This is a genomic window from Butyricimonas sp., from assembly GCF_019423355.1.
Taxonomy (GTDB): domain Bacteria; phylum Bacteroidota; class Bacteroidia; order Bacteroidales; family Marinifilaceae; genus Butyricimonas; species Butyricimonas faecihominis.
In genome coordinates, this window is record NZ_JAHZBP010000001.1 from 96611 (window position 1) to 108979 (window position 12369).

Genomic DNA, 12369 nt, shown 5'->3' on the forward strand with positions numbered 1-12369 from the left:
GTATGAAAACAAGATATTTATTTGGATTGTTAGCCCTATTTGTTTTTGTGGCAGGTGGGTGTACGAAAGACCAATTTATCAAGAGCGGTTTAAGTAACGGGCGTTTCGACGGGAGCCTGTTAGAATACATGGAAGCGCCGGGACATTCTTATGACTGGGATTCAACGGCATTAATGGTACGTCATGCGGGTGAAAAAATGGTACGTTTGTTTGAGGGGCAGGACCCGGATCACCCGGAGATCACCTTTTTAGGACCGACCAATCATTCGATTCGTCGTTACATGTTGGAGAATAACATAGAACGGGTGGCAGACATGGATCCGCTTTGGTGCGAGGAAGTGTTGCTGCGTCACGTGTTGGACAGAAAACTTTATCGGGATGACATTCCGAGGGGCAAGAAAGCCGGAGGTATTATCGAGGGGGGTATGGAATGCCTGTCATTAGGAGGAAAAGGGATCTACCTCTTCACGATGCGTGGAAGTTACGGTACCGTGCAGGAAGCCGGAGCCGTTCGGATCTATTGCGTGGTGAAGGGGACGAATGTGGATATTGATATTGCTTCCAGTAACATCGAACCCAATCATTGTGTGGTACACTCCTTGGGGTATAATTTTACGTTGAATAGAGATTTATAAATTAAAGGAAAGGTTTATGAGGAAAATTATATTTATCGGGGCAGTAATATTTGTTTGTTGCCTGAATGCTTGTCATGAAAAAACAGTTGGATATTTGATTTCGGAGAATGCCAGTTACGAACCGGACACATTAGTCGTACCCCGGGAATTGGATCCCGTGAAGGATGCCATTCGCATCAAAAACCAGTCCCCGTGGGTGTCATACGCCATGCAAGGATATCAAGGTACGGAGCAAATCATGTTTAGCGTGGAATCCGTGACCTCAACTGCAGGGGAGGTTGAAGCGCAAAAATTTAAAGACGAATTGCAGATTCGTGGAGGTGGAGGAGCTTTGGAGTATCCATTGGAACATAAAGCGGGACCGGGCAGGTACGTGGTTTCCGTGAGATTGACTAATCCTGGATACAGCCAAGTCGTGGAAGAAGCGTTCACGTTCATTTTGGAATAGAAAGAAACGGAGGTTTTTATGAACAGAATAAAATGCGTGATTGCGATCATTTTGTGTAGTTTCTATTTTGTTTCCCGGGGACAGACCTCTGTCTCGTGGGAAACGAACCTAAAAAAGGCAGTTGAGAAAGCGAAATCCGAAAATAAACTTGTTTTCGTCAATTTCGTGGCAGAAGGACTTGCGCCAAGCGTTCAATTTGCACGGCAAATCGGTGAATCTCAGGAATTGGCCCAATATTTCGAATCTCGTTTTGTTAGTGTGTTAGTGGATATTTCCAAAGATCAGCAGGTTGCTCGACAATACCAAATCCAAGGATTACCAACCTTGCTTTTCCTTGATTCCCGGGGAAAAGAGATCAAGCGGTTGTTAGGTGGCGTAACCCCCGAGCACATTATCTATTGGGCGCAAGTCCTGACAGGTGAGAAACCTTCCGTTGATATGCTGTGGGAGCAATATCGACAGGATAAAGACAATCTTGCGCTCATGGGGCAAATATTGCGGGAGATGCCGATTTATTCCTTGGGATTAACCTCTCGAGCGGATGCGGAAAAGTGGCAAGATCGCGTGGAAAAGTTATTTCAAACCTATTGGAACGCGAAACCTCGAGAGGAGATGATCAACGAGAAAGACTTTGGCATCATCGTGCTTTACTGTCAAAAGTGGGAGGAGAAAAACGACCCAGTGGAATTCGTGATCAAGCACTACGAAGAGTATGCGAAAATTATTCCGGCTCAGATGTTGATTTCTTATTTGGCTTCATACGTGAACACTTTGGTCAATAATTTAGCTATGGCTGGAGACTTGGAATACAAACAAGTATTGGCTCGTTTGCAGGGGGATTTGAAACCGATTTTCGATGTCGTGCAGACAAAAAGTTTACCGGTGGAATATCTGATGACCGCCAAGGCGGATGCCTTGTACACCTTGTTTCGTGAAAAAGATCAGGAGAAATACATCCAACTTCAACGTGATTATTTGGAGAAAATGGGGGACTTGGCCGGGAAAGAGGATTACCAAAATGCAGCGATGAACTTATTGGTGAAAATGCAAAATAAATTAACACGTGAGTCGGCCACCCAAGCTTTACTTTGGTTGGATAAACTGATTTCTTTTCCCATGGAGGTAAGTGAAAAGGCCGTATTTGTCGCATCCATGGGGGATTGTTATCTGACTTTGGAGAATAAACAGAAAGCTAAAGAGTGTTTCAATCAGGCATTTATGATGTCTTTGCAATCACAAGACCCGCAGTTGCAGGCGTATTTCCAACAGAAGGTTGCGGCCCTTTCTGATGAGGAATAATCGATTGTGGATAGATATTTGCGTGATATTCATGATTAGTTGATAAGATTGATTTGGAATAAACGTTTTTTTCGATTAGTTTTGCAGTCCAAATAAGGGCCCTTGTAGTTCAACGGATAGAACGGAAGTTTCCTAAACTTTAAATGGCAGTTCGATTCTGCCCGAGGGTACAGAAAGTTAAAAGCTAAAAGTTAAGCAGGGAGAACTTACTTTTAGCTTTTATTTATTATTGCATCCCAGTAATTGATAGCCGATTCGTTTTCGTTCGTTAGTCCCTCGATTTTTTACTTGTAATTCGGCAAGTGTTTGGTTGATTAGTTCGAGTTGCATTCGGGTGTCCTCGTTTATATCGTTTTGGTCGGCAAACATTTCCTTGATATACTCTTTCAGTTCTTTCAATTCGTTTTTAATTTCCCCTATTTTATCTGTTGGAGAGTTGGCTATTAACTGTCGAACGGCAACAAAAGCTCGCATGATGCCCATGTTTACCTCGATAGCGATTTCTGAATTAAGGACGCTACTTAGCATGGCGACACCTAATTCCGTGAAAGCAAAAGGCATATATCTATTACCACCTCTTTGGTTTGAGGTGCAATTTCTGCACCTCAAACTATCGTACTCTTCTTTTGTCAACTCGAACATGAAATCCGACGGGAATCGTTTTAAATTATTCTTCACGGAACGTTTCAAATATTTTGTTTCTGTTCCATATAATTCAGCCAGATCAAAATCAAGCATGACCCTTTGTCCTCGGATTTCATAAATTTTATCTTGAATGATTTGCAGGTCCATCACGGTTATATTATTTAGTAGGATAAATGTAGTAAAAATAGATATAAATCATCACTATATAGCCACAAAGTTAAAGAATATGCAAATCAGGAGTACGTGTTCCATGAAATTCTATTAACTTCGCAGGCGGATAAACAGGATTAAATATGCTGAAAAGCTTGAGGTATAGAAAAGAGTTTGAGCTTTATAATTTTTCATTTTCACATCCCGGTAACTCATACCCGATTCTTCTTCTTTCCTTAAAGCCCCGGTCTTTTGCTTGTAACTCTGCTAGGGTTTGGTTTATTAATTCGAGTTGCATCCGGGTATCATCGTTAATATCATTATAGTCGGTAAAAACTTCTTCAAGGTACTCTTTGAGTTCTTTCATTTCCTGCTGGAGGAGTGAAACTCTATCCATAGGATGATTTAGCAATAGTTGTCGCATCGCCACGAAAGCACGTGTTATTAGAACACTTGTTTGTATAGCGATGCCACTTCGTAGTACACTGGATAGCATTACCACACCATGCTCGGTGAACGCAAGTGGTAGAGCTGACTTTGGGCGTTTATTTCGAGATGTCATCACAAATTGTGATGACATGTTTTCCCATTCTGTAATTGAGAGTTGAAACATGAAATCTTCGGGGAAACGTTCTGCGTTACGTTTTACTGCTTGGTTCAATACCCGGGTTTCAACTTGATACATTTCAGCTAGATCGAAGTCAAGCATCACCTTTTGCCCTCGGATTTCGTAAATTTTATCTTGAATGATTTGCAGGTCCGTCACGGTTATATTATTTAGTAGGACAAATGTAGTAAAAGTAAATATAAAACCTTGCTATATAGCTATAAAATAAAAGAATATGCAAATCAAAAGTACGCATTCCATGAAATTTTATTAACTTAGCGGATGGATAAATAGGATTAAATGTGCTGAAAAGCTTGAGGTATGGAAAAGAGTTTGAGCTTTATAATTTTTCATCTTCACATCCCGGTAACTCATACCCGATTCTTTTTCTTCCCTTAAATCCCTGATCTTTTACTTGTAGTTCTGCTAAGGTTTGATTTATCAGTTCGAGCTGAACCATCGTGTCCTCGTTTATGTCATTTTGATCAACCAAGACTTCTTCCATGTATTGCTTTAGTTCCTTTACTTGTGTTTCGATTGTCTCGAATCGACGTTCTATCGGATTAGATAGCATTTGCCGGACAGACACGAAAGCTCGCATAATACCCATGTTTATTTGTATAGCTGTCTTTGAGTTAAGTACGCTACTAAGCATAGCTACACCTAACTCGGTGAAAGCGTATGGATTACGCCTCATTCCCATTTTTATAGAATTGGAGGTCACAATTTGTGACTTCCAATTTTGTGTTTCTTCATTTGTCAACTGAAACATGAAATCTGAAGGGAAACGATCAATATTTCGTTTGACAGCTTGGTTTAATGCTTTCGTGAGGACCCCATACATTTCTGCAAGATCCCGGTCAAGCATGACCCTTTGCCCTCGGATTTCATAAATTTTATCTTGAATGATTTGCAGGTCCATCACGGTTATATTATTTAGTAGGACAAATGTAGTAAAAATAGATATGAATCATCACTATATAGCCACAAAATTAAAGAATATGCAAATCAAGAGTACGTGTTCCATGAATTTCTATTAACTTAGCAGGCGGATAAACAGGATTGAATATGCTGAAAAGCTTGAGGTATGGAAAAGAGTTCGAAGAACTGTATACGGGAAACTATTCCCGTCTGTACTACTACGCTTATCAGTTTTTGAATGATGCGGAGGTCAGTCGGGATGTGGTGAATGATGCGTTCGAGTACGTGTGGAAAAACTACGAGAACTTTCGGAAGATGAATGTGGTGGCGATTCTTTTCCAGAGCGTGCGGAATAAAAGTATAGACACGTTCCGTCACAATAAGGTGGAAGAGAATTACGTGGCATTGTATTCCCGTATGCTTTCGGAAGAGGATGCGGGGCTGGATGAGGAAAACGAGAAGATTGAACGGATATATAAAGTATTAGATAGTTTAACCCCGCAGACAAGGCATATCATGGAAGAATGTTATTTTAACCGGAAAAAATATGCAGAGGTTGCGGAGATGCTAAACATCAGTCCTAGTGCGGTAAAAAAGCACGTTATGAAAGCCTTGCGTTTATTGCGGGAAGAATTTCATATAAATAATGGCTCGGAGGGGGTGCCCGAAAATGAGGTCTAAACGTATTAATATAAATTAGGTCGTTAATAAACATGGATGATCAGGATATGAAAAATAAAAAGGATTTGCTGGATGCTTTGGATGATCCCGGCTCGTTGAGTCAGGAGGAGCTTGATGCAATTCTGGATGATCCGAAAGAACTGGAAGATGCTCGCTTGCTAGGGGATTATAGGCAGGCGTTTGTACGTTGTCATGCGTCCTTGAAACCTGATGTGAATAAAGAATGGAATAACTTCCGGCAGAGTAGAATCTCCGGTAAAAATAAAGGAAAACAATTGTGGATCGGTATCTCGATAGGTGTGGCAGCCTCTGTGCTTTTATTTTTCAGTTGGCAGATGTTCGATCGGACAGCCCCTGTCCCGGTTAACCAACCGATCGTGGCTTTTACCGCCAGCTCGCAATCTCAAGAAGTCCTATTGTCCACGGGTGACGGGCGTATGGTATCACTGTCCGCACCTCAGGCCGACAGCCTATTGCGAGAGACGGGAATCACCCGGGGAGAAGAGGAGTTGGATTACCAGCAAACGATCCGGGAAACAGAGATACATACCTTGACAACCCCTAGATGCGGAGCCTATCAACTTCGCTTGGCAGATGGTACTCAAGTATGGTTAAATGCCGAGAGCCGCCTGAAATATCCCAGTCGTTTTACCGGGGAACAGCGGGTAGTCGAGCTAGAGGGAGAAGGTTATTTCAAGGTAACGCCCGATTCCCAGAGACCTTTTATCGTGAAATCCGGCAATATCACGACGGAAGTTTTGGGAACCGAGTTTAATGTCAGGACTTACGTCCCCGATGATTCACACGTGACCTTGTTAAAAGGAAGCGTGAAAGTGAAGAACACGGATTCATCCTCGGAAGTGGTAATACAACCCGGGGAAGACGCTCATTTACAAGGAGACGGGACTTTTGACGTGCGGGAAGTTGACACGGACAATTACTATTTATGGACGGAAGGATATTTCTATTTTGATAATGAATCCGTGGTTGAGATCATGCGTGAATTAGGGCGGTGGTATAATATACGGGTCGAATTCGAGAACCTGCGAGCGATGAATTACCGCTTGCATTTCCTTGCCGAACGCGATCAGAAAATAGAAGAAGTACTACAATTATTGAACATGCTTGGTAAAGTACAAGCGACTTACGAAAACAATAAAATTTCGGTAAAATAAAAAATTTTTATCGTTTCTGGTACCCGATTTACATCTCAAAACGAAATCAGAATAAAGAATACGTATTTGAGTCATGTAAAAATAAATTAAATGAACAAATTTATGAAACACCAGAAACTCCAATTCAATTCGGGCAGTTTTCGACTGGCCGGGTTACTCCGGGTTGTGTTCTTGATGTGTTGCCTGTTATCGGCGGGTTTGACACAGGCGCAAGAGAAGAAAATCACGGCGGAATTCAAGGATACACCCTTATCCAACGTGTTAAAACAACTGGAAAAACTTTCTACCTACAAGATTCTCTTTACTTATGACGACGTGCAGTCCTACAAAGTCACGGCCTCTTTGAAGGATGCGACGATCACCGAGGCCTTGCAAAAAGTGCTTGATGGGAAGCCTTTTGTTTTCTCGGATGTGGCTAGCGGGAAGTATATCTCGGTTGTATATCAACCCAAGAAAAAATCCGATACCACGAAAGAGATCAAGGGAAAAGTCGTGGATAGTAAAGGGGAAACGGTTATCGGGGCCACTGTTCGGGTGGTGAATGCCACGATCGGGACGGTCACGGACGTTGACGGTAATTTCACTTTGCGTGTTCCGGAAGACGTGATGACACTTGAAGTCGGTTTTGTCGGGATGAAGACACAACTGGTATCCATCAAAGACAAAACCGAAGTCCGTGTTGTGATGGAAGAAGATAATACCGTGTTGGAAGACGTGGTGGTTACCGGTATTTTCAAAAAGGCCAAGGAAAGTTACACGGGGGCTGTTTCCAGCATCTCTTCCGAACAATTAAAAATGTACAAGGGACAGAATGTTCTGCAAACCTTGAAAAACATTGATGCGTCCTTGAATTTCATGGTAAACAATGCCATGGGTAGTAACCCGAATAATGTACCTCAAATAAACATTCGAGGTAATTCTTCTTTACCCATGAGCGTGCAGGAATATAACGAAAGTATCAAAAATGATGTGAACTCTCCTTTGATCATCATGGATGGTTTCGAAATCACGTTGGAAAAGTTAATGGACTACAATGACGACGAGATCGAGTCCATCAATATATTGAAAGATGCGGCAGCCACGGCCATTTACGGTTCTCGCGGGTCCAATGGTGTGATCGTGGTCGTCACGAGACAACCGGAAGCGGGCAAGTTGAGGGTTAATGCCGAAATAGGAATGGATATTGAGGCTCCGGACTTGAGTTCCTATGATTTGCTGAATGCGGCAGAAAAACTGCAATTGGAAAAGATGGCCGGGCTATATGATTCCGATCTGCCGGGGAATGACGTGAAATATTCCGAAAGATATAATAAACGTTTGAAAGCCGTACTCTCCGGGGTGGACACGGATTGGTTGAGTAAACCTTTGCACACGGGTGTCGGTACCCATTATAATTTGCGTTTAGAAGGAGGAAGTGAGCAATTTCGTTGGAGTGGTGCTTTGGCTTATAAAAACGTGGTTGGAGCCATGAAAGGTTCTTCCCGGCGCAATTTTAACGGTTCCATCGTTTTGATGTACATGATGGATAAGTTGACATTCAAGAATTACACCTCTTACGGGATGAACCGGGGACGTGAAAGTCGGTATGGGGAATTTAGCACGTATGCGCAGCAACAACCTTATGATGCCCCGTATGACGAGAAGGGTAATCTCGTGCGTTATTTCGACGGTTTCCAGTATAACAATCCTGATAAGCAGAATCCGTTATATGATGCTTCACTAAACTCTTTCGATAAATCGGGATACCAATCGTTGACCAACAACTTTTCGATTGAATGGGATATTATCGAAGGATTGAAATTAAGAGGACAGCTGGGAATCTCCAGCACGGACAACAGCAGTGATTATTTCTTGCCGGCAGAACATTCTTATTTTACCTCCGGGGATAAAAAAGCGGAATATGCCACGGACGAGGGATTCTTCCGTCGTGGCTTGTATCGTTACGGAACCGGGAAAGAATATAGTTACAGCGGGAATGTTACGGTGACCTATAATAAAACTTTTGCCGAGAAACATCTTTTATCCGTGGGTGTTGACTGGTCATTGGCCGAAACAAAATCCCGTTCATATAGTTTCGAGTTGGAAGGATTTTCGAGCGAGGATATGAATTTTTTAGGAAATGCCCGTCAGTACATGAAGGATGGGATTCCCACCGGGACGAAGACAAGCACCCGTCGCTTTGGTTTAACCGGGAACGTGAACTACATCTATGACGGGCGTTACTACGTGGACTTGGCTTACCGTGTTGATGGTAGCTCCACGTTTGGGAGTGACAAAAAATACGCCCCTTTCTGGAGTACCGGTATCGGTTGGAACTTGCATAACGAGCAATTCCTGCAAGGCCATCCCGTGCTTACGACCTTACGGTTGAAAGCCTCTTACGGGGAAACCGGTTCACAACAGGGTTCCTCTACCGGGGCATCGACTACCTACAAGTATTCCACGGATAACAAATACATGAACTGGAACGGGACGATCCTGCAAGGATGGGGAAACCCCAAGTTGACTTGGCAGAAAACAGACGAGTTTAATGTCGGGATGGAGTTCGGTTTGTGGACAGGACGTGTAAAAGGAGAAATCAACGTGTACACGAAAAAGACGGCAAACCTTCTTTCCAACATGGACCTACCCCTGTCAATGGGATTTTCTTCCTATATTGCGAACGTAGGGGAAGTCGAGAATAAAGGTTGGGAAGCCTCTTTTAGCGGTTATGCCATTCGGAACTCGGAACGTAGGATGAACTTGATGTTTAGCGGGCAATTGGTTTACAACAAGAATAAAATCACCAAACTTTCCGATGCGATCAAGGCCCAGAATGAATTGTACTTGCAGGAGGATGTAGATGTGAGCAATCTGTTCTACGAGGGACGTCCGCAGAATGCCATTTATGCCGTACGCTCTTTAGGTATTGACCCGAGTACGGGAAACGAGATTTTTCTGGATAAAAACGGGAAAATCACCGATACTTGGAAACCATCTGATAAAGTATATTTAGGACCAAAAGATCAAAAATACAGGGGAAATGGCAGCATTATGTTCATGTGGAAAGGACTGACGGTCAACGTGGCCTGTTCCTATTACTGGGGAGGTAAGGTGTACAACGAAACCTTGTTGAACAAGGTAGAGGTAACAAAGAATACCTTATCCAGCCAAAACGTGGATGCCCGTGTGCTGAAATCCCGTTGGTTTCAAGCGGGTGACGTGACGTTTTTCAAGCAATTGAGTAACACCCAGACCCGTGCAACCTCTCGTTTCGTGATGGATGACAACGTGTTCGAGATCTCGTCTATCGGCGTGCAATATCGATGGGATTCCCCTTGGATTCAGAAATATACTCGTGCCACGTCGATCACGTTCGGTGTGAATATGTCTGACATCCTGCATTTATCATCCATTAAAATGGAACGGGGAACCAGCTACCCGTATGCTCGTAACATACAGGGATATATCAAGTTCTTATTCTAACACGTAACTAAAAACTGTATTTATGAAAAGATTATATATCATAACGGTACTCGTGGCTTTGTTGTCCGTTTCCTGTAATGACTGGCTGGATGTCCGGCCGGACACGGAACAGAAAGACAAAGATTTGTTTACCACGTACAAAGGATTCCAAGATGCCCTCACCGGTTGTTACATGAGTTTAGCCAGTCAGGACATTTACGGTGAAAGATTAACGATGTCGAATATTGAATCTTTAGCCAATCTCTGGTACCAGTTCCGTAATTCGACACGTTACGAGGACAACGACCTCATGAACCATGACTACACGGGCGACTACTCCAAGACAGCCGTGAAGACCATTTACGCGGGATTGTTCAACGTGATCGCCCAAGCGAACATGATTATTAAATATGCCGAGAAGAACGGGGAGGTTATCGAGGATCCCGCGGCTCGTGCCGTTATCACGGGAGAGGCATACGCTATTCGTGCTTTTTGCCAGTTGGACGTGCTGCGTTTGTTCGGGCAAATGCCGCAAGGTGCCTCCCGGCAAGTGGAATTACCTTATTCCGAAACGACCTCGATTGACGAGATGCCCGCTTATTATAGTTTTGATGATTACGTCGTGAAATTGGAAAGCGACTTGTCGAAAGCGGAATCTTTGTTGAAAGACAATGATCCCTTGTTCCAATATACTTTTTCCGAGTTGAATTCAGCGAACAGGAATGAATTAAGCGATAGCTACATGTACTATCGTCAGTCCCGGATGAATTATTGGGCGGTGAAAGCCATCCAAGCCCGTATGTACCTTTACTTGGGAAAGAAAGACAAGGCGTACATGCTGGCCAAAGAAATTATAGAAGCCAAAGGTGCTGACGGGGAACTGGTAATGACTATGAGCGGCGAAACTGATATTGCCAAGGGATATAAAGCTTGCCCGTCGGAATGTTTGCTCTATCTCAGTAAATATGACGTGAAAACATACTCGTCCGTTTTCCTGATCGGCAACAAGGTAGACCAACAAGCTGGAGCCGGGCACCTCGTGATTTCCAGCTCCATGCTGAGTGACCTCTACGCGGGACAAAACACGGGTTCGCACAACAGGTATCTGAATTGTTGGAACCGGAACGTGAAAGATGCGTCGGCTAACCTGTATGGAGCCCTTACAAAATATTATTTTGCAGATGACGCTGAAAACCAGATGTTATATTACCAGATTATCCCGTTGTTACGGATGTCCGAGATTTATTTGATCGCGATGGAAACCTCTTCCGATCTGGACGAAATAAACGAATGGTACCACGATTATATGCTGGCTCACTCCGTTGTGTTGAACGAAGCGGGATTCTCCGCCTTGAGAGAGGTCCCCGGGGAGATAGTTAACGAGTACCGTCGAGAGTTTTACGGTGAGGGACAAATGTTCTACACGTATAAAAGAACCGGGGCGACGACAATACTTTGGGGGAACGGGAATGCTGACGAGAACGTGTACATCGTTCCTCTCCCGGAAACCGAATATAATCCTAACTCTCAAATAAAGTAAATGGTTATGAAACAGTTAATAAATATACTGATCGGGTGCCTGTTCCTTTTCGGAATGAGTTCTTGCGAGAAAGATTTGCCAGTGTACGAAACCCCGGATTGTTGGTTGAATTTCGTGTACTACAATTATGACGGTTCCATACTGGAGACGGAAAAAGTTACCGACGAGATACGATATGCTTCCTATTCGTTCGTGTATGCCGGGGACGAAGTGGAGATCGACACGGTTTGGTTTGAAATTTCAACTATGGGATTCGTGTCGGATGAGGACCGGCCGTTAGAACTGGAACAAATTCAGACCGGGAAAAATGACGCGAAGGCCGATGTGCATTATGTCGCTTTTACCAATGAAGAACTGAAGGCGAAATATTACATGATTCCCGCCCGTAAAACGGGAACTAAAATTCCCATTGTTGTGAAGAAAGATCCTTCATTGAACAGTGGAGACGTGATTCTGCAGTTTACTTTCAAGGATAACGGTTATTTCAAACCGGGATATGACGGGTTGACAACCCGCACGTTATCTATTTCTTCGAAGTTAACAAAACCATCGGTATGGGAGGAATCCTATTGTGACTATACGTTTGGTCTTTACGGGCCGGAAAAACATCGCTTGATGATCGAGTGGACTGGAGAAAAGTGGGATGACGAGTATATCAAGGAATTGATGGACGGGGATTCGGCCTATGTTAACTACTTGGCCGGTTGGTTTGCCCGGAAGTTGGAAGAAGAGAACGCGAAACGGGAAGAGGCCGGAGAGGAACCCTACAAGGAAGAAGATGGAACGCCAGTTAGTTTTGAGCCTAAAAGTTGGAGTTAATTTTA

11 protein-coding genes and 1 tRNA gene are annotated in these 12369 nt (G+C 43.4%); 9 read left to right on the forward strand and 3 right to left on the reverse strand.

Features of this window, described 5'->3' with window-relative positions:
• Positions 1-2: 2 nt before the first annotated feature.
• From QVC79_RS00410 to QVC79_RS00425, 4 genes are all read left to right on the forward strand, one after another.
• A complete protein-coding gene (locus tag QVC79_RS00410) occupies positions 3-635 on the forward strand; it encodes a hypothetical protein (RefSeq protein WP_124315537.1) in 633 nt (210 codons plus the stop codon).
• Positions 636-651: 16 nt separating this feature from the next.
• On the forward strand, positions 652-1083 hold the full coding sequence (locus tag QVC79_RS00415; protein ID WP_270595646.1) for a hypothetical protein: 432 nt from the start codon (positions 652-654) through the stop codon (positions 1081-1083).
• Between the two features lie 18 nt (positions 1084-1101).
• Positions 1102-2382 (forward strand): thioredoxin family protein, encoded by a 1281-nt coding sequence (locus QVC79_RS00420; protein WP_270595645.1) that lies wholly within the window; start codon positions 1102-1104, stop codon positions 2380-2382.
• Positions 2383-2480: 98 nt separating this feature from the next.
• Positions 2481-2552: transfer RNA gene (locus QVC79_RS00425), tRNA-Arg, on the forward strand.
• A gap of 49 nt (positions 2553-2601) precedes the next feature.
• Here QVC79_RS00425 and QVC79_RS00430 read toward each other — a convergent pair.
• The 3 genes from QVC79_RS00430 to QVC79_RS00440 all read right to left on the reverse strand — a co-directional run bounded on the left by QVC79_RS00430 (position 2602) and on the right by QVC79_RS00440 (position 4709).
• Entirely contained in the window at positions 2602-3174 is a 573-nt protein-coding gene (locus QVC79_RS00430; RefSeq protein ID WP_270595648.1) for an ORF6N domain-containing protein, read from the reverse strand.
• 184 nt (positions 3175-3358) lie between these two features.
• Positions 3359-3943 carry an ORF6N domain-containing protein gene (locus tag QVC79_RS00435; protein ID WP_270595644.1) on the reverse strand — a complete coding sequence of 195 codons (585 nt, stop codon included), beginning with the start codon at positions 3941-3943 and terminating at the stop codon, positions 3359-3361.
• Between the two features lie 181 nt (positions 3944-4124).
• On the reverse strand, positions 4125-4709 hold the full coding sequence (locus QVC79_RS00440; RefSeq protein ID WP_270595643.1) for an ORF6N domain-containing protein: 585 nt from the start codon (positions 4707-4709) through the stop codon (positions 4125-4127).
• Positions 4710-4852: 143 nt separating this feature from the next.
• Here QVC79_RS00440 and QVC79_RS00445 point away from each other — a divergent pair, with 143 nt between their 5' ends.
• The 5 genes from QVC79_RS00445 (at position 4853) to QVC79_RS00465 (ending at position 12364) form a co-directional block, all read left to right on the forward strand.
• Positions 4853-5386 carry an RNA polymerase sigma factor gene (locus QVC79_RS00445; protein ID WP_124315533.1) on the forward strand — a complete coding sequence of 178 codons (534 nt, stop codon included), beginning with the start codon at positions 4853-4855 and terminating at the stop codon, positions 5384-5386.
• A gap of 47 nt (positions 5387-5433) precedes the next feature.
• Positions 5434-6561, forward strand: a complete 1128-nt coding sequence (locus tag QVC79_RS00450) for a FecR family protein (protein ID WP_164719526.1) — start codon at positions 5434-5436, stop codon at positions 6559-6561.
• 102 nt (positions 6562-6663) lie between these two features.
• The gene (locus tag QVC79_RS00455; protein WP_270595642.1) at positions 6664-10026 is read left to right on the forward strand and encodes a SusC/RagA family TonB-linked outer membrane protein; all 3363 of its coding nucleotides are present in this window, start codon (positions 6664-6666) and stop codon (positions 10024-10026) included.
• 22 nt (positions 10027-10048) lie between these two features.
• Positions 10049-11545: a RagB/SusD family nutrient uptake outer membrane protein gene (locus QVC79_RS00460; protein ID WP_270595641.1), complete on the forward strand. Its 1497-nt coding sequence runs from the start codon at positions 10049-10051 to the stop codon at positions 11543-11545.
• Positions 11546-11551: 6 nt separating this feature from the next.
• Positions 11552-12364 carry a DUF4843 domain-containing protein gene (locus QVC79_RS00465; RefSeq protein WP_164719630.1) on the forward strand — a complete coding sequence of 271 codons (813 nt, stop codon included), beginning with the start codon at positions 11552-11554 and terminating at the stop codon, positions 12362-12364.
• The last annotated feature ends 5 nt before the right edge of the window (positions 12365-12369 follow it).

Excerpts from the sequence above, each read along its gene's own strand:
- QVC79_RS00410 (WP_124315537.1), top strand. The coding sequence starts at position 3 with ATGAAAACAAGATATTTATTTGGATTGTTAGCCCTATTTGTTTTTGTG.
- QVC79_RS00415 (WP_270595646.1), top strand. The coding sequence starts at position 652 with ATGAGGAAAATTATATTTATCGGGGCAGTAATATTTGTTTGTTGCCTG.
- QVC79_RS00420 (WP_270595645.1), top strand. The coding sequence starts at position 1,102 with ATGAACAGAATAAAATGCGTGATTGCGATCATTTTGTGTAGTTTCTAT.
- QVC79_RS00430 (WP_270595648.1), bottom strand. The coding sequence starts at position 3,174 with ATGGACCTGCAAATCATTCAAGATAAAATTTATGAAATCCGAGGACAA.
- QVC79_RS00445 (WP_124315533.1), top strand. The coding sequence starts at position 4,853 with ATGCTGAAAAGCTTGAGGTATGGAAAAGAGTTCGAAGAACTGTATACG.
- QVC79_RS00450 (WP_164719526.1), top strand. The coding sequence starts at position 5,434 with ATGAAAAATAAAAAGGATTTGCTGGATGCTTTGGATGATCCCGGCTCG.
- QVC79_RS00455 (WP_270595642.1), top strand. The coding sequence starts at position 6,664 with ATGAAACACCAGAAACTCCAATTCAATTCGGGCAGTTTTCGACTGGCC.
- QVC79_RS00460 (WP_270595641.1), top strand. The coding sequence starts at position 10,049 with ATGAAAAGATTATATATCATAACGGTACTCGTGGCTTTGTTGTCCGTT.
- QVC79_RS00465 (WP_164719630.1), top strand. The coding sequence starts at position 11,552 with ATGAAACAGTTAATAAATATACTGATCGGGTGCCTGTTCCTTTTCGGA.